Consider the following 23,352-nt stretch of genomic DNA (forward strand, 5'->3'; position numbering starts at 1 on the left):
TCGGCGGGCCCTGACTCCCGGCGACTCCCTCGGCCGCGCCCGATCCTGGCGATCGGCCGCGGGAGCGCCCGGGGTGGGTGCTCCGCCCACGGCCTCCCTGCGCCACGCGGTGCTCGAGGCATGGCGCGAGGGGGTCTCGGCGGACGGGCGCCGGCCTGCGAGGTCAGCCTGCGTGCGTGAAGACCAGCGTGCCGGTGATGTGCTGCCAGGTGGTGGGCTGGCTCTCGGCGTGCTCCGCTTCGGCGACCTCGTAGACGACCTCGGCCGCGTTGCGCCTGACCTCGCGCAACAGCAGAGAGTCGATCTGGTCGGCCTCGAAGCTCTCGACGGTGGGCCCGTCGCCACAGCCGTACTCCGTCAGCGGCTTACGGGTGATGTGGTTGGTGCTCGTGAAGGGCAGCCGGGTGGTCAGGCGGATTTCCCTGTGGTCGGTTCGTGCGAACTTCCCGTAGAGGACGTCGTAGTAGGGGTGCCAGGTCTGGGTGATGGGGCCGCCGCCGTGAGACGTGCCCCGCTCGTCGACGCGGCAGTTGGGGCTGATGTCCACCTCGGTCCGGGTGCCGTCATAGGTGTAGGCGCTGCCCACGCTCTGGAAGGCGGGCCAGCCCTCCTCGTCCTCGTCCACGTCGATGTCGAAACCGAGCTGGAGTCGATCGAAGGTGGTCACCTTCGAGCCGTCTTTGACCACCTCGGTGGCGGCGGTGAAGGTGAGCTCGCCGCTCAGTCGGCCCTCCCACGGTGCCTCGAGCACACGGATCCGGCTCCCGGTCCTGCAGTTGTTGGCCCTGCTGGCGTCCCGGCCACCTGGGGTGGCACACGCGAGTACGTAGTAGGTGCCGGCGGCCAGCGACCTCGGGACCCGGACCCGTGCCCTGACAGTGATCCGTCGGCCGGGAGGCAGCCCTTGCGCGCGGGTGCGGGGGGACAGTGTGACGTCGTTGCCGGTTCGGGCATCGCGCGAGAGCAGGAAACGCACGCGCGCTGGGGAGGCGGCGGCGCGGCCGCGGTTGGCTACCCGCGCCGTTGCCGTCATCGTCTGACCGGCGGTGATCTCCTTCGGCGCAGTGACACCGACGACGCTCGTGTCGGGGAGCCGAGCTGGTGCGGCCTCGGCTGGAGCATCGGTGGCGAGACTGGCGGCCATCAGGCCGGCGGCGGTCAGGAGAACGGCTGCGATCGAGTGGGTGCCGCGTACTGGGATGCTGGGAATCATGGCTCGAATGATCCGTTCGTCGGCTGCGGCGGTGCTGGGCTCGCACTGCGACGAGCAGCGCCCCGAGGACCGTGGCGCTCAGCAGGAACCCGCGGGTGCCGCAGCGCAGGCGTCGAGGGCAGCGGCGGAGCGAGCGCTCCTTCAGCGGGGGACTCCGGTCCAGAGATGAAGCGTCGGTCCGCCTCGTTCAGTCGCGCAACGAGTCCCAGAACCCGTTCAGCAGGGCCGCCACGGCTTCGGGCTGCTCGAGCGGCACGAGGGTGCGCGCGCCGCCCACGGTCTCCACACGGGCTCCCTTGGTGCGCGCCGCTGCAGCTGCGGCGTCCTCCGGGCTCCAGTCGCCGCGGTCATCGGAGGCGATGAACAGGCTGGGTACGGCGATGTCCGAGAGCTCGTGGTTGACGTCGGCCCGGTTCAGGATGAAGGACTCGAGCGCGGCGCTGAGACTGGCGCGGTCCGGCCGGGCGAGGCTGTCGAGGACGACGCGGCACAACGCGGGGTCACCCTGCGACCGCTCGGTGAGCATGGCGTCCAGGATCGCGCCGCGGACAGGGCCGACAGGGCCGAAGGCGCGGAGGAGCGGGCGGAGCATCACGATGCGGCGGCGAAGCGCGGGGGCGATGGGCTCGGTCGGAGCGCTGATGGCGACAAGGCTTCGCAGGACGCCGCGGCGGATCGCGAGCTTGAATCCGACGTGGCCGCCGAAGGCGTTGCCCACCCAATCGACCGGCTCGGCGATCGCGAGCCCGTCGAGCAGATCAGTGGCTGCGTCCGCTGCCTCGTCGATGTTGCTCTCACGCCGCAGGGGTTCGCTGAGGCCGAGACCTGGACCGTCCACGAGCAGGTACCGCCGGTCTTCCGCGAGGTGCCCGAGGAGCTGGTCCCAGGTGTGACTGTCGACGAACATGGAGGGCCACAGAACGCAGGGGCGGCCCTCACCGATGACACGGACATGGAGCGTGCCGAGGCGCGTCGGAACAGCGGAGATCTGCTCGGGAGCAGAGGATGCGGCGGTCATGGCGATTCCTTCTCACTGACGGTCTGCGCTGCGGACTTCGTTGCCAAGAGCCTGCCGAGACTCGCTTGGGTGGCGCTGCGGGACCACTGCGAGCGTGGGTGAGCTCCACACGCCGCTCGTTCTGGACGAGTCGAGCCCTCGTCCTTGCCATGCCGACAAACCGATCGTCAACGACGGCAGGGGCGGTTACGCTCCCAGCCCTCGTACCCGCAACACAACACGTCACACACCCCTCCATGAGGAAGCACCGTGGTCACTGCTGATGTCGAGCTCGGGATCCTGGGCCCGACCCTGGCGATCGTCGACGGAGCACCCGCGTCGTTGAGTGCCCGACGATTGCGGAGCCTGCTGGCGGCGCTCGTTCTGTGGCGCGGCCAGGCCACTCGCGCCGAACGCCTCATCGATGTCCTGTGGCAGGGAGCGCCCTCGCCGGGTGCCGCCAACACCCTGCAGGGCTACGTAGCCAGCCTGCGTCGGACCCTCGAGCCGCAGCGACGACCGCGCGCCGCCCCGTCGATCCTGCTGCACGAACCCGGCGGATACCGACTAGATCTGGGTGCCGATCAGATCGATGCGGAGCGATTCGAGTCAGCAGTCGACGCCGGCCGCTCGTTCCTCCAGCGCTTCCCCGACCCGACCCGTCCCCACCTGACGGCGGCCGGCTCGGCAGCCGGCTCGGCGGCCGAGGCTCTGCAAGCAGACCTTGCCGAGGCCATGGGGCTGTGGCGGGGCGAGGCCTACGCCGACTTGGAGGACTTCACGCCCGCGGCAACCGAGCGGCGACGGTTGGAGACACTGCTCGTCGACGTGCGCACGGCCGACGTCGTCGTCGACCTGACGCTCGGCCGCTCCGCACGCGCCGCTTCGGTGCTCGAGGAGCTGATCACCCTCCACCCGCTGCGCGAGCAGCTGTGGGGAATGTGGGCAGTCGCCCTGGTACGCAACGACCGCCAAGCCCATGCGCTGGAGGTGCTGGGACGCCTGCGCACCACGCTCGCCGACGAGCTGGGTATCGACCCCAGCCCCCAGATCGCCAGGCTCCACGAGGCCGTCCTCCGGCAGGACCCCAGCGTTCTGGGCGTCCCCGCGAGCCCTCCGGCCGCACCTCCCACGTTGCCGGCAAAGGCACCGCCGATCTCAGCGGGCGCGCCCGATGTCGCTGCCGGAAGCGCTCCACTGGCGCCGAACGGACCCCCGTTCGTCGGGAGAGACCGTGAGTTGAAGTGGCTGCAGGACGGGATGCGGGCGGCGGCCGGTGGCCACCCCCAGTTCTTCCTGCTGTGGGGCGAGGCCGGGGTGGGGAAGTCGCGACTCACGACCGAGCTGGTGCGATGGGTCAGGACCCAGGGCCTCGCCCTGACAGCCACCGTGCGCAATGTCGAAAGCGACAGTGCTCCTCCCCTGTGGGCACTCCTGCGGACCCTGGGAGAGCTCTCTGAGGCGACGGGCATCGCCGTGCCGACCATCGCCCAGGACGTCGAGGTCGAGGGTGACGAGGCCGCCGGCGCCGGACAGTTCGCCCTCGACGACCAGCTTGCGACCTTCGTGCGCCACGTGGCACGCGCACGGCCGCTGCTGCTGGTAGTCGAGGACGCCCACTGGTCGGATCCGTCAACGCTTCGGGTGGTGCGCCACCTCGTCGAGCACGCCCTGGACCTGCCTCTGATGGTCGTGATCACCCGCCGCAGCGAAGACGAGACGGCGGCTGCCGCAGCGTTGTCGACCACCGTGACCAGATGCGGAGGCACCTGGGTGCACCTGCAGGGCCTGACCTCCATGGACGTCCGGCAACTTGCCGACCACCTGACGGACCCCGTCTTGTCCGATGACGAGCTGAAAGAGATCCAGGAGCGTTCGGGTGGAAACCCCCTGTTCGTCTCCGAGCTGCTGCGAGCAGCCGGCCAGCAAGGATCCCACCTCCCTGCCTCTCTGGCCGGGCTGGTGCACCGCAGGCTCCAGGCGCTGCCCGACGACACGGCTCGGCTCGTCCAGGTCGCGGCCTTGCTGGGCCGCGAGTTCACTGTGGGGGCCCTCGCGCTGGCGACCGACTCGTCCAGCGACCTCCTGCCCGTCATCGAGCCCGCCCGTCTCGCCGGCATCCTGCGTGAGCGGACAGGCGGCACGTGGACGTTCGCTCACGCGCTGGTCCGCGATGCCGTCGTCGATGCCATGCGTCCCTCGGAGCGCGGTGGCTGGCACGCACGCATCGCTGCGTCCCTGGACTCGACCGCAGCCGACGCGTTCACCCGGAGCGAGGTGGCGCGACACTGGCGCGCTGCGGGCCCTCACCATGCCGCGCAAGCCTGGCGCTCGACAGCCAGTGCGGCTGGTCGCGCACACCAGCTGTTCGCCTTCCATGAGGAGGCTGGACTCCTCGCCGAAGCCCTGGCGTCGCAGCGCGTGGATGCCTCCAGCACGGACCTCGAGCGCTTCGACCTGCTCGAGCGGCGCGCGACTGCATGTCGGCTCTCGTCCGACTGGGACCAGGCCGCGACGGCCGTCATCGAAGCCATCGCCATGGCGGAGCGGATGGACCGTCCCGAGCTCGCGGCCCGAGCAGCGACCAGCCTCCCGGAGGGATCGATCTGGCACGTGCAGCGCTACGGCACCGTCTCCGCGGATCTCGTGCACGCACTTCACCGCTGCCTGGCGCTGGCAGATCCCGATGATGTCGTGCTGCGGTGCCGGTTGCTCCTCACGATCGCTCAGGAGAGCTACTACATCGCCACCCACGACGAGCTCGACACCTACGTCGAGCAGGCCCTTGCCATCGCAGATGAGGTGCCGGACCCCGAGCTGCAGTGCCTGGCCCTGCAACAGGCCTATTCGGCTCGGTGGCGGCCCGGGACCGTGCAGTGGCGCATCGACATCGCCTCGCGGGGCCTCGGGCTCGCCCGCGCCGCGGGGAGCCTGCGCTTCGAGGCGACGTGCGGGGCCCTGCACGCCATCGCCCTGGTCGAGGCAGGGCGGCTCACAGAAGCCCAGGTCGTGATGGCTCAGGCCCTCGACCTGGCGACTCGTCAGGAGTTCGCGACGGTCGTGGCGATCCTCGAGCTGTTGCGGGTGCCGCTGAAGCTGCTCGCGGGTCGCGACGACGAGGCGAGCGCGTCCTTGCGTCGCGTGGTGGGCCTGCAGGAACGCATCACAGGATCGAACCTGCCCGCCGCCATCGCCGGTTCGCAGATGCTGGCCATGATGTGGCAAGGACGGGCTTCGGACTTCGTCGCGGCAGTTACGCAGTCGCCCCCCGACCAGGAGGCCCCGATCGAGCTGACCGCGGTCTTGATCCTCTTCCGTCTGGGTCTCGACGAAGCGGCTCACGCTCACTATGCCTCGATGCCGGCCTTGGAGCCGGACGGCACCTACATGGGCATGCTTGTCGCCGCCGTCAGCGCGGAGGTCGCCTTGCACCTGGGTCGGCGGCCGTTGTCCGAGCGCATGTACGAGTGGCTGCAGCCGTACAGCGGCGGCGTGGCCTCCGCCGGATCCACCGCGGTTCTAGGCCCGGTCGACGCCTTCCTGGCCCTTGCGGCAGCAGGCTCAGGCCGGCCCGCTCAGGCGGCCGCCCACGCCGAGTCCGCGCTCGAGCAGTGCAGCCGGTGGGGGATGTCGCGCGCCACGAGCTGGCTCTCGGACCTGCGGGAGCGCTACCACTTCTGACGGCCGGGCCGGCGCGCCAGGCGCGCCGCACGTGCGCCAGGACTCTCGGTGCCTGCTTGGTCGAGCTACAGCCGTGACCCAGCCGGAGCGCAGTAACCGTGTCGATCCTCTCCCTGAACCCCGGTCGCCCAGGACACTGCTCCTGCGAGCGGCACGCCCGACGACCCATCAGTGAGAAGGAAGCCATGACAACGCCGTACTCCCCCGGCCAGATGAAGAGCCCCGAGCCCGGCCCGGTCGCTCATCCCGTGGCCGGATCCCCGGGCCGGCGTGCCGCTGCACGCCTCATCGACGGCCTCGTGCTGGTGCCCGTGGCCCTGATCCCCTCAGCGATCCTGCCCGCGACCATGGCCGGGTCGCCCTCCGGGCACCTGACCACCGCTGTCATCGCGCTGGTCAACGCCGCCACCTTCCTCGCCTACTTCTCGCTCATGGAGGCCTGCCTTCAGCAGACGCTGGGCAAGAGGTTCCTGGGACTCAAGGTGACCACCGACGACGGTCACCACATCGGCCTCGTCCCAGCGGTGACCCGCAACATCTGGGTCGCCTTCGGGGTGGCCGCCATCATTCCCCTGGTCGGATCGCTGCTCGGCGGCTTGGCGTCCCTCGCCGCCGTGGTCACCATCGCGGTCGGCATCAGCTCCGACCACCTCCACCGCCGCGGATGGCACGACCGGTTGGCTGGCGGGACCCTCGTCGTCGGCGTCTGACTGCCGACTCGCGGCCGGTCGCCGCCGACCGAACACCATCCCTGAACGACGAGCAACGAGAGGACCACCCCATGCCCACGAAGCCCGAGAATCCCTGGCTGCCCCCCGACTTCGTCCACCCCACCCACGTCGAGATCCCGACCGGACACCACCTGCGCCCCATCCGCGCAGAGGACGTCGATCTCGACATGGTGGCCGTGATGAGCTCCCGTGAGCGACTCTGGAGCATCTACGGAGCCGCCTGGGGCTGGCCGCCGGCGGCCATGACCCACGAGCAGGACAGGGAGGACCTCGCCCGTCACGCCGCGGAGATGCAGACGCACGAATCGTTCAACTACGCACTCTTCGACGCCGACGAGACCGCACTCCTCGGCTGCGTCTACATCGACCCCCCGGAGAAGGTGGGCGCCGACGCCGAGATCTCCTGGTGGGTGATCGACGCCTGTGTCGGAACCGAGGTCCACACGGCTCTGAACTCGTTTGTGCCGCAATGGGTGGCCACGTCCTGGCCACTCGAGCGCCCGCGGTACGTCGGACGAGACCTCACCTGGAAGCAGTGGATGGAACTGCCGGCGCGCTGAGGGCCCCGCGTGGTCGGCGAGACCGACCGCAGAGGAGTCACAGTGAGGCCGCAGAGGAGCGGTCGAGGCTGGGGCCTCCATTCATCGCAACCGGAGGAACCATGCCCCACATCTCGACCGAACCAGCCGCCACGAGATCGACCCGTCGGGTCGGCGCGGCGCTGCTGAGCGGCGCGGCCGCCTCACTGGTGCTGTCGACCAGCGTCGCCGGCGTGGCCGCGAGTGCCGCATCGCCCGACGGGACCCCGTCCGGAGCGGGGACGGCGGCGCGCCAGTCCTCGTCAGCCGGGACGCTGGTCTACATCTACAAGTTCAACGTGTGGATCGCACGCGGCGACGGCTCCGGCGCCCGGGCGCTCTCCACCGACGGCACCTTCGCCTTCCCCTACGGCGCGCCCAGCCAGTCCGATGCCGGAGTCGTGGTCGCATCGCACAACAAGCTGATCGTCCGGATGACCCAGAGCGGCCGGGTCCTCAACACGATCGACCCCCGGCCGCTACCCACCGGTGCTGGGGACGACATCGACGGAACACCGATCGACCTGGCCATCTCCCCGGACGGCTCCCGCATCGCCTACACGTTCTCCCAGACCTGCTCCGGTGGGACTCCCTGCTCGGCCACCGGCTACACCAGGTCGACGGGGTTCGACCCGGCGGGCGACTCGACGTACTTCTGGGACCCGTCCTGGGTCACCGACACCCGGACGCTGCAGACCGGCGGGTGGGACTCGCAGGTCCAGCTGCACGACGTGGGATCTGCTCCGAAGTACTGGTTCGACGACCGGATGATGAGCTCACCCCCCACCGACCTGGGCGACACCGAGCTCTCGCCCGACGGGCGTCACCTCGCGGCGATCCGCGGCTACGGCGAGGACACCGCCATGGTCTGGTACGACGTCAACGGCTCGGCCAAGCAGGGCCCACCGCCCGGGCTGCCCGATCTGTTCTGCGGGATTCCGTGGCCGGGGATCACCGGCCCGACCTGGGCCCCCGACAGCGACTCGCTCGCCTGGCAAGAAGGCGACGGCATCTGGGCGAAGGCCGGCGTCGACGACTGCAGCTCCACCCAGCGGCTCGTGATCCCCGGTGGCTCCGAGCCGGACTGGTCCGCGGCCCGTCTCAGCGCGGTCTCCGTCGCCGCTCTCCGCAACCAGGCGCGCCCCGTCATCACCGGTGCCGCCAAGGTGGGACGCAAGCTCACCGCGACCGTCGGCCGTTGGTCACCCGCCCCGTCGGCGTTCCGGTTCCAGTGGATGCGCAACGGCAAGGCGATCAAGGGAGCGACCACGCGCGGCCACCGGGTGGTGCGAGCAGATCGCGGCACGCGGTTGACGGTGCGGGTCACCGCGAGCAGGGCCGGTCACAGGTCCGCGAGTGCGACAACCGCTCCCCGGCGCGTGAGGTAGGAGCGCCACCGGGTCACGAGCCGACTGCCGCGCACTCCACTCCCCAGCGCGCTGCTCAGTAGTACCAGGGGAACGGCGACCAGTCGGGCTCGCGCTTCTCGAGGAACTGGTCTCGTCCCTCGGCTGCCTCGTCGGTCATGTAGGCCAGGCGGGTGGTCTCGCCGGCGAAGAGCTGCTGGCCGACGAGCCCGTCGTCGATGAGGTTGAAGGAGTACTTGAGCATCCGCTGGGCGGTCGGGGACTTGCCGTTGATCAGCCGGCCCCACTCCAGCGCGGTCGCCTCGAGCTCGGCGTGGGGCACGGCCTTGTTGACCGCGCCCATGCGGACGCCGTCCTCGGCGTCGTACTCCTGGCCGAGGAAGAAGATCTCGCGAGCGAACTTCTGGCCGACCTGGCGGGCGAGGTAGGCCGAGCCGAAGCCGCCGTCGAAGGAGCCGACGTCGGCGTCGGTCTGCTTGAAGCGCGCCTCCTCCTTGCTCGCGATCGTCAGGTCGCACACGACGTGCAGGCTGTGCCCGCCGCCGGCCGTCCACCCCGGTACGACGCAGATGACGACCTTGGGCATGAACCGGATCAGGCGCTGCACCTCGAGGATGTGCAGCCTGCCGAGCTTGGCCTTGTCGACAGAGTCCGAGGTCTCACCCGCTCTCCCGTCCGCTCCCTCCGGTCGCGTGTACTGGTAGCCGGCGCGACCCCGGATGCGCTGGTCGCCCCCGGTGCAGAACGCCCACTTGCCGTGGCGCTCGCCGGGGCCGTTGCCCGTGAGCAGGACGCAGCCCACGTCGCTGCTGATGCGCGCGTGCTCCAGGACCCGCAGCAGCTCGTCGACGGTGTGCGGCCGGAAGGCGTTGAGGATGTCTGGCCGGTCGAAGGCCACCCGGACCGTGCCGTGCGCCTTCGCGCGGTGGTAGGTCAGGTCGGTCAGGTCCTCGAAGCCGGGCACGGCATCCCAGGCCTCGGGGTCGAAGGTCTCCGACACCCCGTCGATGGCACTCATGCCGGCGACTGTATCGGCGCTGGAACAGACGCCGACGCTGTGGTCTTCTGGAGGCATGACACTTGAAGGCGAGTACGAGCCCAGCCCCAGCGAGTGGGTGCGCGACCAGGTCGAGAAGTACGAGGCCAGCGGCGGCCGCGAGGCCAACACGCTGATGGGCAAGCCGGAGTGGCCGATCGTGGTGATCACGTCTCGGGGAGCGACCTCCGGCAAGTTGCGCAAGAACCCGGTCATGCGGGTCGAGAAGGACGGCGTCTACGCCGCCGTCGCGTCCAAGGGCGGCGACCCGGAGCACCCGTCCTGGTACCGCAACTTCCTGGCCCACCCCGAGGTCGACCTCCAGGACGGCCCCGAGCCGCACACCTACGTCGCCCGGGTCGCCGAGGGCGAGGAGCGGGCCGAATGGTGGGAGCGCTGCGTCGCGCAGTACCCGCCGTACGCGGAGTACCAGGAGAAGACCGACCGCGAGATCCCGGTGTTCCTGCTGGAGCGCAAGGACTGAGGCCGGGCCGTCCGGGTAGTCCCTAACGAAATCGTCAACAAGAGCCCTCTTACTGGACGATTTTGTTAGGGACTAGCCCAGCGGGCGGGCGGGCGGGTGCCGGCGTCGGCTGCTGGCGCCGCCCCTGTAGCCGCCCCCGTGACGGAGGTGCGCTCAGCCGACGCGGGCGATGGACTGGGCCAGGCCGGCGAGGTGGCCGAGGCGGGCGATCTCGGAGTCGAGGTACTCCGGGCCGCCGTGGCGACCGATGACCAGGATCTCGTTGCCGTCGAGTCGGGCGGCGGCGTAGAGGGTGACCTCCTCGGCGAGGGACTCCAGTCGGCCGGGGCGCTCGATCTCGACGAACGCGAGCTCCTCCGGAGCCGCGCCGGTGCCGTAGAGGATGCCCTTGGCGCGGTGCAGCCGGATGCCCCAGTCGGAGCGGAAGGTCATCGGCAGCAGGTCGACCAGTCGGTTGACGGCCTCGGCCGGGTGGGCGGTGAGGTCCTCGACGGCCTCCAGGTCGAGGAACAGGTTGCCGCCGGCGGCGTACCGGCTGATCCAGACGACCTTGACGCCGTCGAGCAGGTGGCAGGCCGACACGATCGAGTCGGGCATGCTCCCGGGCTGCATCTCCAGCAGCACGTCGTCGACGGCCATGCCGTCGTGGCGCTTCTCGACGATCTCGATCGCCTCGATGTCGCCGCCGGCCTCACCGACGGCGGTCGCGAGGCGCCCCAGCGACCCCGGGACGTCGGGCAGCTCGACACGCAGCAAGTAGGGCACCGCTCGACCCTAACCCGCGGGTGTTGCGGTCCCGTTTCGGCTTCTCAGTCCGCGGAGCGAGCCGCGAGCAGGCGCTGGCGCAGCCCCGTGGCGCGCTGGGCCTGCGTCTCGACCGCGGCGCGTACGGCGGCCTCCGTGCCGACCACCCGCACCTGCCGCTGGGCCCGGGTCACCGCGGTGTAGAAGAGCTCGCGCGTCAGCAGCCGCGACCCGGCCTCGGGGAGCAGCACCGTGACCCGCTCGGCCTGGCTGCCCTGGCTCTTGTGGATCGTCATCGCGTGCATGGTCTCGATCGCCTCGAGCCGCCCCGGGGCCAGGTCGCGCACCGACTCCGAGCCCGCGACCCACACCCGCAGGCGCCCGTCGGGCTGCGCCACCGCCACGCCGGTCTCGCCGTTGTAGACGCCCAGCGCGTAGTCGTTGGTCGTCACCAGCACCGGGCGACCGACGTACCAGGCGGTGTAGATCGGCTGCCCGGTCTCCTCGGCGACCCAGCGCTCGACGGTGCGGTTCCAGTGGCGGACGCCGTAGGGCCCCTCGCGGTGGGCGCACAGCAGACGGTGGCGGTCGAGCGCCGCGAGCGCCCGCTCGTGGTCGCCGGCCTCCGCGGCGGCGCGGATCTCCAGGGCCGCGTCGAGCGCATCGGCGCGCAGGGCCTCGGCCGGCTCGTCGGTCTCGACGAACTCCACCTCCTCGCTCGCACGGCGCAAGGTCGCCAGCACCTCGTCGGCGTCGCCCACGCGCAGTGCCTCGGCGAGGTCCTTGATGTCCTCGGTGGAGCGGTAGTTCTCGGTCAGGGACACGACCGGCGAGCCGGGGTGGCCCTCGAAGCCTCGGACCACGTCGGCCAGCACCGCGCCGGCCCCGACCGAGGTGAGCTGGCGCGGGTCGCCCACCAGGACCAGCCGGGCCTGCGGACGCACCGCCTCCAGCAGCCGGCCCATCATCGTGAGCTCGACCATCGAGCACTCGTCGACCACGACCACGTCGTACTTCAGCCGGTTGCCGCGGTCGTGGCGGAAGCGCGTGGCGTTGTCGGGGCGCCAGCCGAGCAGCCGGTGCAGCGTCATCGCCTCGGGGCGACCGACGCGCTCGCGGTCCTTCGGGTCCAGCAGGGCGAGCTCGCCGAGCACCGCCTCCTGGAGGCGGGTCGCGGCCTTGCCGGTGGGGGCCGCGAGCGCCACCGAGAAGCGCTCGCCCAGAGCGGCGGCCTGGTCGGCGAGGAGCACCAGCATCCTGGCCACGGTGGTGGTCTTGCCGGTGCCGGGGCCGCCGGTGAGGACGGTCGTCCACTGCCGGACCGCGGCCACGGACGCGGCCTCCTGGGCAGCGCTGAGGTGCTCGCCCCGGACGCGCGCGAGCGCGGACGCCAGGGCCTCCTGCGCCACCAGCGGCGCGCTCGCGGCGACGCGGGCGAGCAGGTCCTCGCCGACCTGGGTCTCCAGGCGGTGGTAGCGGTCGAGGTAGACCAGCGCGTCCTCGATCCGGATCGCACCGGCCGCCACCAACGGCGAGGCGGCCACCGCCGCCGTCCAGTCCTGGGCCGTCGGCCAGGGGAGCTCGGGGGCCAAGGCGGCGACGGTGGTGAGGTCAACGCAGACGGACCCGGATCGCACGGCGCGCACGGCCAGGGCGACCGCGAGCAGCACCCGCTCGTCGGACTCGCCGCCGAGGTCGCCGACGCGCAGCGCGACGTGCACGTCGCCTGCCTCCAGGACGCCGGCCACGTTGAAGGAGGCCACCAGCCCGGCCGCGGCGAGCGCGAGGCGCCGGTCGTAAGGGGCGGGCTCGAAGAGCTCGGTCATGGCCTCGCCCCCGGGGCGACGACGCCGTCGAGCAGGTCGGAGAGCTCCTCGACCAGCGCCACCGGCGGACGCCAGCTGAAGATCCCGCACGGCTCCCCGTCGACCAGCGGGGTCTCGGGGCCGCACATGCCGCGCAGGTAGAGGTAGAGGACGCCGCCGAGATGGCGCTGCGGGTCGTAGCCGGGCTGTCGCCAGCGCAGGAAGCGGTGGAGGACGGCGGCGTACAGCAGGGCCTGCAAGGGGTAGTCGGAGTGGGCCATGGCGGCGTCGAGCGCCTCCGGCCGGTAGGAGTGGGCGGTCAGCGGGAGGTCGCGCGGGCCCAGCCAGTTGGTCTTGTAGTCGACGATCAGGTAGCGCGGGTCCTCGGCGTCGCCGAGCCGGAGTACGACGTCGACGGAGCCCGTCAGGTAGCCGCGCAACGACTGCTCGCCCAGCGCCGGGACCTCGAGCGCGTCGGCGTAGCCGCGCACCGGGTCGCCCTCGGGCAGGTGGCGCACCAGCAGCGGGGCGAGGTCGGCGAGTCGGGCCCCCCGCTCGCCCTCCGCCGCGAGGTCGCCCCCCGACAGCGGCAGCTCGAAGTCGAGCTCGCGCAGCCGGTCGCGCAGCGGGATGCGCCGCAGCGTCGTGCCTCCGGCCAGGGACCCGAGCGGCGAGTCGCACACCGCGACGAGGGCGTCGGCGAGCTCGTCACGGTCCAGCTCGACCGGCCACCAGACGAGCTGCTCGTCGAGGTGCTCGAGGATCTCCGCGCGCAGGTCCGGCGCGTCGGGGTCGAGGTGCTCCAGCACGCCGTGCACCAACGAGCCGAACGTCGCACCGACCGGCAGGCCCGCCATCGGCGACGGCACCCCGCCACCCGCCCCCGCGGCGGCCTCCGGGAGGGCCTCGACGTCCTCGTCGTCCTTGGCCTCCACCTCGGGCTCGCTGGCCACGCCCGCCGCCGGCGCCGCCTCGACGTTGCTCAGCGCGGAGTACGACGTGCGCCGCCACTCGGTGTCGACCTCGCGGTCGAACGTGCGCACGGCCAGGTCGCCGACGGCCGGCAGCACCGGGTCGGGTCCGGGATCGGCGTGGAGGGCGGCCTCCGGCACCGGCCCACCGCGGTCCCGCCACGCCGAGAACAGCCCGACGACGGCCTCGTCAGACGGCACCGGCGGCGTCTCCGGCACCAGCCCGGCTCCGAGGTCGGCTCCCGGGTCGCGCATCAGCAGTCGGTGCAGCGGCGACGCGGCGGCGTTCTTGGTCGGCGCCCACCAGCACACGACCTGCGACTGCGCGCGGGTGAGGGCGACGTAGAGCAGCCGGAGCCACTCGCCGGCCTCCTCGTCGGCCCAGCGACGCACGTGCTCGGTCCACCCGGAGCCGCCGGCCCCGACGTCCAGGCAGCGCCGGCCGTCGGGGTCGTGGAACAGCGGCCGGGTTGGCTTGGGCACGAACCGGTCGGCCAGGGAGGGCAGGTAGACGACGGGGTACTCCAGGCCCTTGCTCGCGTGGATCGTCACCAGCTGCACGGCCGCGGCATCGGAGTCCAGGCGGCGGGTGCGCTCCTGGCCCCGACCCCCGCGGCCCTCGGCCACCCGCGCCCGGAGCCAGGCGAGCAACGAGACCACACCGAGGCGCTCGGTGGTGGCGACCTCGTGCAGGGCCTCGCCGAGGTGGCGCAGGTCGGTGAGCCGTCGCTCGCCGCCGACCTCGGCGAGCACGCGTGCGGGCAGCCCCCCGGCGGAGGCGGCCTCCATGACCGCGGCGATGCCACGGCGCGGGACCAGCTCCACCCAGCCGCGCAGGATCTCGCTGAGCTCGTCGGTGAGGGCGTCGCCGCCCTGGTCGAGCTCGGCGGCGGTGCGGCCCAGGAAGCAGGTGAGCGCGGCGGCGCGCACCCGAGGCGAGCGGTGCGGCTGCTCGAGCGCCTCCAGGAGGGTCAGCCACTCCACGGCGGCCGGCGTCGCGAAGACGCTGCCGCCACCGGCGATCACGGCTGGGACGCCGACCGCGTGCAGCGCCCGCTGGGACTCGGCCAGGTCGGCGTGGCGGTAGCAGATGACCGCGACGTCCGCGGGCTCGAGCGGGCGGCCGGCGAAGGTGGCTCCGGCGGCGAGCAGGCGGCGTACGTCGAGGGCCAGGTCGCGGGCGATGTGCGGCCGGACGTCGGCGACCGCGAGCGTGGCGTTGGCTCCGCGTCCGAACGTGTCACGCCGTACGACGCGCAGCCGGAACGGGGAGGACGACGGCGCGCCGGTCAACCGGCTCTCGTCGTAGTGGGCCTCGACCGGGCGCACCACGATCCGGTCGTCGCCGAGCTCGGCCCCGAGCAGCAGCCGCTGCGAGGCGGTCAGCAGACCGGCGTCGGTGCGGCGGTTGACCCCGAGCGTCTGCCGCGTGGTGGCGGTCGCGGCCGCGGCGAGATAGGTCGTGACATCGCCGCCGCGGAACGCGTAGATCGCCTGCTTCGGGTCGCCGATCAGCACCATTGTGGCGACGCCGGTGAACGCGCGGTCGAGGACCTGCCACTGGACCGGGTCGGTGTCCTGGAACTCGTCGACCAGCACGACCCGCCAGCGCTCCCGCATGCGCACGCGGGCAGGCGAGTCGGCCGGCTCGAGCGCCTGGGCGAGCTGCTCGAGCAGGTCGTCGTAGGAGAGGATGCCGAGCCGCCGCTTGCGCACCTCAAGCTCCTCACGCACCTTGAGCGCGAACGAGACGCGGCGACCGGCCGGCGTGGCGCGGTCGTCGGCGGCCGGCTCGAGGTGGGCCTGCGGGTCCCGCACGACCGCTCGCGCGATCGCCATCGCCTCGGTGTGGCTGAAGGCCGGACGGTCCTCGGAGAACGCGAAGGCCCGCAGGTACAGGTCGTCGACGACCTCGGACACCAGGTCGTCGAGGTCCTCCACCAGGCGGGCGCGGGCGTCGGTGTCGCCGGCGACGCCGAGCGAGCTCAGCACCATCGAGCAGAACTGGTGGGTGGTGGCGATGGTCGCGGCGTCGAAGCCGACCAGGGCGTCGACGACGCGCTGGTGGCGCCGGGCGCGCTCGGCGTCGTCGCAGTCCAGGATCAGCCGGAGCAGGTCGGAGACCGACGGGTCGACCGCGGGGTCGCCGTCGAGGGCCAGCTCGGCCTCGACGAGCTGGGCGCGCACCCGCTCGCGCAGCTCCTGGCTGGCGGCGCGACCGAACGTCACCACGAGCATCTCGTCCAGCCCGGCGACGCCCTCGGCGACGTACCGGGTGACCAGGGCGCCGATCGTCCAGGTCTTGCCGGTGCCGGCGCTGGCCTCGAGCAGCGTGGTGCCGACCTGCGGCAGGTCGGCGGTGATGTGGAACGGCGGCAGCTGCTCGGTCATAGCGGACCCACCCTCTCGCCACCGGTGAGGAGCGGCTCCCAGACCTGCCAGGCGTACGTCGCCAGGCCGGCCTCGAGCAGCACCTCGAGCGTCGCGTCGCGGCCGTAGGTGCGCACGTGGTGCGGGTCGGCGTCCTCGCCCTCGATGCCGAAGGTGTGGTGGGGGTCGGTCTCCCACGCCTTGCGAGCCAGCGACTCCGGCGCGACGTCGTCGCCCTGCAGCTGACGGGCCCGACCCTCGGCCCAGGCGGCGCCGGTGGCGATGGGCAGCGGCAGCGGGGAGCGCAGGCCGAGGTCGCGCAGCGCGACGAGGGTGCGCAGGTGCTCGGCGGCGCGGTGGTCGAGCGGTCCGGCGAGGGCCCGGCGCGGCCCGGCCCGCTCGCGGCCGACGGCGTGGGCGGTGTAGCTCTCGTCGGGGCGCGAGGCGCTCAGCGCCAGCAGGTCGATCCAGGAGAGCAGTCGCTGGCGGGGCTTGAGGCGGGAGTAGCCCAGGGAGACCAGCTTGGCGCCGTAGACGCCCGACACCGTGCCGGACAGCCGCCGGTCGCCGCCGAGCTCGACGTCGACGTCGACGGACCGGGGCGTGCCGGCGCGCAGGTCGGCGGTGCGGGTGAACAGCCGCTGGGACTCCTCGACGACCTTCCGGAGCTCGCCCGAGCCGAGCACGCCGGGCGGGAGGGTGCCGCGGAGCTGCTCGGCGGTCATGACGGCGGTCGGGTCCTGGCCGGCCAGCACCTCGCGCAGGAGGTGGTCGCCGACCTGCCAGAGCTCGAGGTTGTCGAGCTCGACCGGGATCGCGTCGCTCAGCTCGTCGGGCTCCAGAGGCGTCGAGATCTCCAGGCGCTGGCGCAGGAAGGACCGCACGGGATGGGTGAAGAACGCCTTGAGATCGGCCAACGACACGTCCTCGGCCGGCCGCTCGGCCAGGGGGGCGTCGAGCAGCGGCGGCACCGGCCGGCGCTCGGTGACCAGCGCCCGGGCACCGCCCAGGGCGGCCCGGTCGAAACTGAACGGACGGGCGTCGTCGCCGACGGCCAGGCGCCCGGGCTGCAGGTTGCGCGGGTCGTAGGGCTGCAGCGGGTGGACGCTGTGGATCCGGTCGCGCACGGGCGCGGACGTCGTGCGGTCGGCGGCGTCGAGGATCTCGCCGAGGGGGACGGCGGGCGGGCGCTCGGCGCCGGAGTGCTCGTTGGCGCCGGAGTAGGTGATGACGACGGTCTCGGTGGCGGCGAGCAGCGCGTCGAGCAGCAGTTGGCGGTCCTCGCTGCGCGCGTCGCGCTCGCCGGTGAGCGGGCGACGGGCCAGGGCGTCGTCGCCGTCGTCGACGGTGACCCGCGGGAAGACGCCATCGTCGAGCCCGACCAGGCAGACGACCCGGTGGGGCACCGAGCGCATCGGCACCATCGTGCACACGGTGAGCGTGCCGGTGCGGAAGTTGGCGCGCGTGGGGCGCCCGCCCAGGCGCGACTGCAGCAGCGCGCGCACGTCGGCCAGGCGCAGCGCAACGGCGCGCCCCTCGTCGCTGGACGCGGCGGCGCGGGCCAGCTCCCGCTCGAGCTGCGGCACCTGCCAGCCGTCGTCGGCGGCGACCTCGGTGAGCCCGCGTACGCCGTCGGCGAGCACCCGCATCCAGGTGTCGACGTCCGTGGCCCGCCCGAGCTGCGTGACGCAGGCCGCGAGCCGGTCGACCATCTCGGTGAGTCGGCCGACGAGGTCGATGTCGCCGCTGCCGACGTCGTCGACGGGCAGGCCGCGCCCGAGGTGACGGTGGTCGTCACCGCTCATCGCGACACCGAGCAGCACCCGGTCGAGCCCAGCGCGCCAGGTGTTGTGGGCGAAGCCCTGCATGGCGAAGCGTCCGCGCTGCTCGGCGTCGAGGCCCCAGCGGATGCCGGCCTGGCCCACCCAGCGAGTGATCCGGTCGAGGTCGTCGTCGCTGAACCCGAACCGCACCCGCACCGCCGGGGTGCTGGCCAGGTCGAGCACCTCCGAGGCGCGCACCCGGCCGTCGGCCAGGTCCACCAGGGTGGCGGCGACGGCCAGGAGCGGGTTGGTGCTGGTCAGCGCGCGGTCGGCCAGCCTGACCCGGAGCCGGTGGGCCGGGTGTCCGCCGCCCTCCCCGTCGTCCACCACGTCGGCCAGCCCGAACCCGGCCGAGATCAGCGGCGCGTAGGTCTCGATGTCGGGGCACATCACGAGGATGTCGCGCGGCTCGAGGGTCGGGTCGTCGGCGAGCAGCCCGACCAGCACCTCGCGCAGCACGTCGACCTGGCGCGCCGCACCGTGGCAGGAGTGCACCTGCAGGCTGCGGTCGGCGGGGTCGTGGATGCGTCGCGCGCGCTCCTCGGGCGTGGGCGCGTGGTTGGCGCGCAGGTCGTGCTGCAGGTGGCCGAGCAGCGTGGTCGGCGCCGGCGCGCTCGTGGCGATCGGGTGGTCGTCGGTGTCGACCTCGGCGAGCGTGCGACGCAGCTCGCGGGTGTCGCGGCCCAGCGAGGCCAGCAGCGGGTGGCCCACGAGCTCGGCCGAGGTGTCGTCGTCGCGCGCGGTCACCGCGCCCACCCCCGCGAGCGCGTCCCACAGCACGGGCGAGGGCTGGGGCAGCCAGAGGTGGACGTCGCGGTGCTCGCCCAGCGCGCCGAGCAGCGCGACCTCGCTCACCGGCAGCCGGGTGTGGCCGAAGAGGCTCAGCCGGTCCGGGAGGTCAAGCCCGTCGCCGCCGGCGCGCAGCAGGTCGAGCGCCCGCGCGTGGCGGACGTCGGGCGGCTCGACCCCGGTGCGCTCGAGCAACGCGCGCCACAGGTGCGCCTGCCAGACCAGGTCGGGGGCCAGCGGGCCGCCCGCGCCGTCGGCGTCGCGGCCCTCGCGCCAGTCGGTGACGAGCGTGGGTCGCTGGACGGCGTACGACGCGAAGAGTCCGGCGAGTCGGCGGGCGACCGAGTAGCGGCGGTTGCGGCGCAGGATCCCCTCGTCGCCGTCGAGGCCGTGGCCGAGGTGGGCGGCGAGGGTGGCGCACCAGGGCTGGTCGAGGCTGTCGTCGATGGTGGCCAGCAGCGGCCAGACCAGGCGGTCGGGGTCCCACAGGTCGTCACGCTCGCGGTCGAGCAGCATGCTCACCAGCGAGCGCGGGTTGAGGAACCGCACCCCGGCGCAGACGCCGTCACCGCCGCGGGGCCCCGCCCCGAGGCGGTGGCTGAGGCGCTGTGTCAGCCACCGCTCCACGCCCTTCGCCGGCACCACCACGACCTCCTGCGCGAACGGGTCGGCCAGCGGGTCGGCCAGCAGCCCGCCGAGCGCGTCGGCGAGCTCGTCGGTGCGCGGCGCGCGGTGCAGGTGGAGCGTCATCGTCGCCGACCCTAGTGCGGAGCGCCGACGGGGGTGGGGCGGCGGGTGGATGGAGACCCGGATGACCCATCGGGGCCATGGCGCACGGCGCCCGCGGGTGGCAGCGTGATGACGACCCGAGGCCACCCTCAGGGCAGCGGGACCCGGCCCAGGAGAGCGCCATGCCCCGATCCCGCCTCACCCGACCCGGCCTCGCCGTGCTGCTCGCCGTCGGTACGGCGCTGGCCGCGCCCGCCGCGCCGGCCCGCGCGGGGACGGCGAGCATCGCCGCCGCGGAGCACACCTTCCTGCTGGCCTATCCGACCCTGGCGCGCGAGGACTTCGAGGGCTCCAAGGTCGCCTCCGGGGTCAAGGACTGCGGCAGCGACGTCCTCTCCGCGGCGACCACGGACCAGTGCTACGCGGCCGGGACGCTCACCCCCGGGGTGCGCTACCGCGTTGTCGACGGCGATGGCGCCACCTTCACCATGGCCCTCGGGGCGGCGGGCTACCAGAGCCTCTCCTCGACGGCCGTGCTGGCCAACGCCACCGACGACGAGCTGGTTCTCGACTTCACCAGCCCGGTGGACACCGTGGGGTTCCGGCTCGGCACCCTCGCGGGCGGGACCTGTGTCCTCACGGTGAGCTACGTCGACCTCAGCGCGGCGACGCAGCTGACCGTCGACTGCCCGGTGCTGAGCGCGATGCGGTTCGTGGGGATCACCGCGGACCGGCTCATCGACCACGTCCAGATCATGGCCAACGGATCCGCCGCCAACGAGGCGATCGACGACGTCCGGTTCGGGCTCCGTGCGCCGCCCAACACGCTGCGCCTGGGCGCCGCCAAGGGCAACCGTGCTGCGGGTACCGCCGTGCTCCCGGCCACCGTCCCCGGCGTGGGTACGACGACCCTCGCCGGCCGCGGCGTCGCGCCGGTCTCCCTGGACTCCGCGAGAGCCCGCACGCTCTCCCTGCCCGTCGTCGCGCGAGGCGCGGCTCGCCGCACCCTGCTGCGCAAGGGACGCGTCACCGTCCGGGTCAAGGTCACCTACCGCCCCAACGGCGGCGCCGCCCGCTCCGTGACGACGTCGGTCACCCTGCGCAAGCGGCGCTGACATGGCTCCTACTAGCCACTGAGACGAGCGCGGCGCGGCCAGCCACCGTCCTGTCAAGGTGGGAGAATGACCACACCCAGCAGCGCGCCCATCGTCGTCACCGGCGCCAACGGCCTGGTCGGGTCCCGCGTCGTCGCGGCCCTCGTCGAGCGCGGTGCCACCGTCCGGGCCGTCGTACGGCGCGCGGGTGCGGCGCCGGAGCGGGTCGGGGTGGAGGAGTGGGTCGGCGAGTTCGACGAGCCGGCCTTCGCGGCCTCGGTCGTCGAGGGCGCGGCCGCGGTCGTCTCCACCGTGCACCCCATGGGCAGCGACCTGGAGACCCAGCGACGCATCGGGGTCGAGGGGACCGCGACGCTCGCGCGGGTCGCCGCCGACGCTGGGGTCGAGAGGTTCGTGCACGTCTCCACCGCCGCCGTCTACGACCGCGAGCCCGGCGACTTCGTCGTCGACGAGTCCGCGCCGCTGGTCCCGGACACCGCGGCTGCGTACCCGCTCACCAAGCGCGACGCCGACGCCGCCCTCGCCGGGATCGAGGGCATCACGCGGGTGGTGCTGCGGCCTCCGCAGGTGTTCGGCGCCGGCGAGACCTCGACCTGGAACACCAAGCGCCCGGCGGCGATCCGCAGCGATGAGCGGGCGCGCCACACCGTGCCCGAGGCGACCCTGTCGTGGGTGCACGTCGACGACCTCGCCGCCTTCGCCGCCGACCTGGCCACCGGCGCGGTGGCCACCGCGGACGACCCGCAGGCCGGACCCGTCCCGGGCGGCTTCACCGCCGTCAACGTCGCCGCCGAACCCGCGCAGCAGCGCGAGTACTTCGAGACCGTCGCCCGCGCCGTCGGCGTCGAGCCGGTGTGGGACGACCGCCCTGCGTGGACCGGGCACATCTCCGCCGAGCGCGCCCGCGCCTGGGGCTGGCACCCCGCCATCGGCCTTCCCACCGCGCTCGCCGAGATCGAGGCGGGCCTGCGCGCCTGAGCGATCCGTGTGAAGCGCCACGACCGAGCGCCGTACGGCGCTAGGTTGCGACGCATGACCCTCACCAGGACCCTGCTCGTCCCCGCCGCCGCCGTAGCTCTCGTCGCCTCCGGGGTGGGTGTCGGCTGGAGCGCCTCCGCCGACCAGGCGGACCGGACCGACCCAGCAGACCGGGCCGCCGCCCCGGTCGTCGTCGTGCGCGAGCTGCTCGCCGAGGACCGCGCACCGCGCGGCTCGGCCGACCGCACCCTGGGGCTCAATCGGGTCACCGTGATGCCGGGCGCCGAGCTCGCCAGCCACCACCACCCCGGCACCCAGATCTCCTACGTCGAGTCCGGGGTCCTGACCTACACGGTCGAGACCTCGTCCACCGCCGTCCGCACCGGGCCGTCCGACGACCCCCGGGTCGTACGGCGGATCGCGGCCGGCCAGACCGCGCGCCTGCGCGCCGGCCAGTGGATCGTCGAGCAGCCGAACATGACCCACCACGCCGCCAACCGCGGCACGACCCCGGTCGTCCTCTACATCTCCACGCTGTTCCGCACCGGCACCTCCGCCGCCATCCCCGACTGATCCCACCGCAGCTGCCGGGACCTGGCAGTCTGGGCCCATGCCAGTGACACGCGGCTTCGGAGGCGGCAACCGGCGAGGCCGACCGGAGCGCTTGCCGCCCGGTCAGTACGACACCGGGCGCGACTGGCCGGTGCTCACCGCAGAGGCCCAGCCGCAGATCTCGCCGGAGGACTGGGCGATCACCGTCGACGGCGCCGTCGAGCGCCCCCATACGTGGAGCTGGCGCGAGGCGCACGCGCTGCCGGGCTCGTCGTACGTCGGCGACATCCACTGCGTGACCACGTGGTCGATGCTGGACACGACGTTCACCGGCCTCAGCGTCGACACCCTCCTCGAGCTGGCCGGGCCGCGCCCGGAGGCGGGCTACGTCATGGCGCACTCCTCGACGGGCTACACGACCAATCTCCCCTTGGCCGACGTCACGGGCGGGAGGGCCTGGCTGGTCTGGGAGTACGACGGTCGCCCGCTGGCCGCGGAGCACGGCGGGCCGGTGCGCCTGCTGGTGCCGCACCTGTACTTCTGGAAGTCCGCCAAGTGGGTCGACCGGCTGGAGCTGATGACCCGCGACCGGCCGGGCTTCTGGGAGCAGAACGGCTACCACGACCGCGGCGACCCGTGGCTGGAGCAGCGCTACCAGGGCGACCCGTGAGCACCGCTCCCCTGCCCACCGGCCCCGCGCCGGTGGGCCACTGGACGACGGGCGCGGTCGTCGAGCTGGAGCGGATCGGCGACCGGCTGGTCCGACTGCGCCTGGAGGTCGCGGACCGGATCGACCACCTCCCCGGCCAGCACTACGTGCTGCGGCTGCGGGCCGCCGACGGCTACACCGCGCAGCGCTCGTACTCGGTGGCGTCCGCGCCCGGCGACCCGCTCCTGGAGCTGATGGTCGAGTGCCTGCCCGGCGGCGAGGTCTCCGGGCACCTGCACGACGTGGCGGAGGTGGGCGACGTCTTCGAGCTGCGCGGCCCGATCGGCGGCTGGTTCACGTGGGCCGGCGAGGCGACCGCGTTGTGCGTCGTCGGCGGCACCGGCGTGGTGCCGGTCGTCTCGATGCTGCGCCATGCGCGGACCCACCAGCTCGCCGACCGGCTCCGGGTGGTCGCCGTGGGGCGCACCCTGGCCGAGCTCCCCTACGCTGCCGAGCTGCTGGAGGCCGGCGCGTTCGTCGCGCTCACCCGCGAGAACCTCGGGGACCGGGTGGCCGCTCCGCCGTACCCCGAGGAGGTCGCGCCCCTCGCCGAGGGCGTGGAGCGGGCCTACGTCTGCGGTTCGGTCGGCTTCGCGTCCTTCGCCACCCGGCTGCTCGGCGAGGTCGGGGTGCGCGCCGACACGATCCGCGTGGAGCAGTTCGGCGCTACGGGCTGAGGG

General features: G+C 73.0%; 17 protein-coding genes. 10 read left to right on the top strand and 7 right to left on the bottom strand.

What is annotated here, in order from left to right; all coding sequences use genetic code 11:
- Nucleotides 1–163: 163 nt before the first annotated feature.
- Nucleotides 164–1,213, bottom strand: coding sequence for a CARDB domain-containing protein (locus tag LRP67_RS01845; RefSeq protein ID WP_231268441.1), 1,050 nt, complete (start codon nt 1,211–1,213; stop codon nt 164–166).
- 187 nt (nt 1,214–1,400) lie between these two features.
- Nucleotides 1,401–2,231 carry an alpha/beta fold hydrolase gene (locus LRP67_RS01850; protein ID WP_231268442.1) on the bottom strand — a complete coding sequence of 277 codons (831 nt, stop codon included), beginning with the start codon at nt 2,229–2,231 and terminating at the stop codon, nt 1,401–1,403.
- Between the two features lie 249 nt (nt 2,232–2,480).
- Between LRP67_RS01850 and LRP67_RS01855 the strand changes: the two genes are divergently transcribed.
- The 4 genes from LRP67_RS01855 (at nt 2,481) to LRP67_RS01870 (ending at nt 8,588) form a co-directional block, all read left to right on the top strand.
- Nucleotides 2,481–5,891, top strand: coding sequence for a BTAD domain-containing putative transcriptional regulator (locus LRP67_RS01855; RefSeq protein ID WP_231268443.1), 3,411 nt, complete (start codon nt 2,481–2,483; stop codon nt 5,889–5,891).
- Nucleotides 5,892–6,076: 185 nt separating this feature from the next.
- Entirely contained in the window at nt 6,077–6,601 is a 525-nt protein-coding gene (locus LRP67_RS01860; protein WP_231268444.1) for an RDD family protein, read from the top strand.
- Between the two features lie 71 nt (nt 6,602–6,672).
- Nucleotides 6,673–7,182, top strand: a complete 510-nt coding sequence (locus LRP67_RS01865; protein ID WP_231268445.1) for a GNAT family N-acetyltransferase — start codon at nt 6,673–6,675, stop codon at nt 7,180–7,182.
- Between the two features lie 101 nt (nt 7,183–7,283).
- A complete protein-coding gene (locus LRP67_RS01870) occupies nt 7,284–8,588 on the top strand; it encodes a hypothetical protein (protein WP_231268446.1) in 1,305 nt (434 codons plus the stop codon).
- A 55-nt stretch (nt 8,589–8,643) separates the two neighbouring features.
- Here LRP67_RS01870 and LRP67_RS01875 read toward each other — a convergent pair whose 3' ends face one another.
- Nucleotides 8,644–9,585 carry a 1,4-dihydroxy-2-naphthoyl-CoA synthase gene (locus tag LRP67_RS01875; RefSeq protein ID WP_231268447.1) on the bottom strand — a complete coding sequence of 314 codons (942 nt, stop codon included), beginning with the start codon at nt 9,583–9,585 and terminating at the stop codon, nt 8,644–8,646.
- 55 nt (nt 9,586–9,640) lie between these two features.
- Here LRP67_RS01875 and LRP67_RS01880 point away from each other — a divergent pair, with 55 nt between their 5' ends.
- Nucleotides 9,641–10,087: a nitroreductase family deazaflavin-dependent oxidoreductase gene (locus tag LRP67_RS01880; RefSeq protein ID WP_231240999.1), complete on the top strand. Its 447-nt coding sequence runs from the start codon at nt 9,641–9,643 to the stop codon at nt 10,085–10,087.
- Between the two features lie 153 nt (nt 10,088–10,240).
- Here LRP67_RS01880 and LRP67_RS01885 read toward each other — a convergent pair whose 3' ends face one another.
- The 4 genes from LRP67_RS01885 to recC are packed head-to-tail and all read right to left on the bottom strand — an operon-like array spanning nt 10,241 to nt 19,339.
- Complete coding sequence (locus LRP67_RS01885; RefSeq protein ID WP_269211023.1) at nt 10,241–10,843, bottom strand: ACT domain-containing protein; 603 nt, start codon at nt 10,841–10,843, stop codon at nt 10,241–10,243.
- A 53-nt stretch (nt 10,844–10,896) separates the two neighbouring features.
- Nucleotides 10,897–12,657 carry an exodeoxyribonuclease V subunit alpha gene (recD, locus tag LRP67_RS01890; protein WP_231268450.1) on the bottom strand — a complete coding sequence of 587 codons (1,761 nt, stop codon included), beginning with the start codon at nt 12,655–12,657 and terminating at the stop codon, nt 10,897–10,899.
- Nucleotides 12,654–15,998: a UvrD-helicase domain-containing protein gene (locus tag LRP67_RS01895; protein WP_231268451.1), complete on the bottom strand. Its 3,345-nt coding sequence runs from the start codon at nt 15,996–15,998 to the stop codon at nt 12,654–12,656. Before LRP67_RS01895 ends, recD begins: the two co-directional genes overlap by 4 nt.
- On the bottom strand, nt 15,995–19,339 hold the full coding sequence (recC, locus tag LRP67_RS01900) for an exodeoxyribonuclease V subunit gamma (protein WP_231268452.1): 3,345 nt from the start codon (nt 19,337–19,339) through the stop codon (nt 15,995–15,997). Before recC ends, LRP67_RS01895 begins: the two co-directional genes overlap by 4 nt.
- A gap of 161 nt (nt 19,340–19,500) precedes the next feature.
- Here recC and LRP67_RS01905 point away from each other — a divergent pair, with 161 nt between their 5' ends.
- The 5 genes from LRP67_RS01905 to LRP67_RS01925 all read left to right on the top strand — a co-directional run bounded on the left by LRP67_RS01905 (nt 19,501) and on the right by LRP67_RS01925 (nt 23,349).
- Nucleotides 19,501–20,433 (top strand): hypothetical protein, encoded by a 933-nt coding sequence (locus tag LRP67_RS01905; protein WP_231268453.1) that lies wholly within the window; start codon nt 19,501–19,503, stop codon nt 20,431–20,433.
- Nucleotides 20,434–20,499: 66 nt separating this feature from the next.
- The gene (locus LRP67_RS01910; RefSeq protein ID WP_231268454.1) at nt 20,500–21,411 is read left to right on the top strand and encodes an NAD(P)-dependent oxidoreductase; all 912 of its coding nucleotides are present in this window, start codon (nt 20,500–20,502) and stop codon (nt 21,409–21,411) included.
- A 54-nt stretch (nt 21,412–21,465) separates the two neighbouring features.
- The gene (locus LRP67_RS01915; RefSeq protein WP_231268455.1) at nt 21,466–21,984 is read left to right on the top strand and encodes a cupin domain-containing protein; all 519 of its coding nucleotides are present in this window, start codon (nt 21,466–21,468) and stop codon (nt 21,982–21,984) included.
- 37 nt (nt 21,985–22,021) lie between these two features.
- Nucleotides 22,022–22,633 carry a sulfite oxidase-like oxidoreductase gene (locus LRP67_RS01920; protein ID WP_231268456.1) on the top strand — a complete coding sequence of 204 codons (612 nt, stop codon included), beginning with the start codon at nt 22,022–22,024 and terminating at the stop codon, nt 22,631–22,633.
- Entirely contained in the window at nt 22,630–23,349 is a 720-nt protein-coding gene (locus tag LRP67_RS01925; RefSeq protein WP_231268457.1) for an FAD-binding oxidoreductase, read from the top strand. The genes LRP67_RS01920 and LRP67_RS01925 overlap by 4 nt, the downstream gene beginning before the upstream one ends.
- Nucleotides 23,350–23,352 lie beyond the last annotated feature (3 nt).

Origin of the sequence: Nocardioides sp. cx-169 (assembly GCF_021083605.1) — a bacterium.
In the GTDB taxonomy this organism is placed as follows: Bacteria; Actinomycetota; Actinomycetes; order Propionibacteriales; family Nocardioidaceae; genus Nocardioides.

Bases quoted from the DNA above. Each gene is read 5' to 3' on its own strand.
- LRP67_RS01845 (WP_231268441.1), bottom strand. From the start codon at position 1,213: ATGATTCCCAGCATCCCAGTACGCGGCACCCACTCGATCGCAGCCGTT.
- LRP67_RS01850 (WP_231268442.1), bottom strand. From the start codon at position 2,231: ATGACCGCCGCATCCTCTGCTCCCGAGCAGATCTCCGCTGTTCCGACG.
- LRP67_RS01860 (WP_231268444.1), top strand. From the start codon at position 6,077: ATGACAACGCCGTACTCCCCCGGCCAGATGAAGAGCCCCGAGCCCGGC.
- LRP67_RS01865 (WP_231268445.1), top strand. From the start codon at position 6,673: ATGCCCACGAAGCCCGAGAATCCCTGGCTGCCCCCCGACTTCGTCCAC.
- LRP67_RS01870 (WP_231268446.1), top strand. From the start codon at position 7,284: ATGCCCCACATCTCGACCGAACCAGCCGCCACGAGATCGACCCGTCGG.
- LRP67_RS01875 (WP_231268447.1), bottom strand. From the start codon at position 9,585: ATGAGTGCCATCGACGGGGTGTCGGAGACCTTCGACCCCGAGGCCTGG.
- LRP67_RS01880 (WP_231240999.1), top strand. From the start codon at position 9,641: ATGACACTTGAAGGCGAGTACGAGCCCAGCCCCAGCGAGTGGGTGCGC.
- recD (WP_231268450.1), bottom strand. From the start codon at position 12,657: ATGACCGAGCTCTTCGAGCCCGCCCCTTACGACCGGCGCCTCGCGCTC.
- LRP67_RS01895 (WP_231268451.1), bottom strand. From the start codon at position 15,998: ATGACCGAGCAGCTGCCGCCGTTCCACATCACCGCCGACCTGCCGCAG.
- recC (WP_231268452.1), bottom strand. From the start codon at position 19,339: ATGACGCTCCACCTGCACCGCGCGCCGCGCACCGACGAGCTCGCCGAC.
- LRP67_RS01905 (WP_231268453.1), top strand. From the start codon at position 19,501: ATGCCCCGATCCCGCCTCACCCGACCCGGCCTCGCCGTGCTGCTCGCC.
- LRP67_RS01910 (WP_231268454.1), top strand. From the start codon at position 20,500: ATGACCACACCCAGCAGCGCGCCCATCGTCGTCACCGGCGCCAACGGC.
- LRP67_RS01915 (WP_231268455.1), top strand. From the start codon at position 21,466: ATGACCCTCACCAGGACCCTGCTCGTCCCCGCCGCCGCCGTAGCTCTC.
- LRP67_RS01920 (WP_231268456.1), top strand. From the start codon at position 22,022: ATGCCAGTGACACGCGGCTTCGGAGGCGGCAACCGGCGAGGCCGACCG.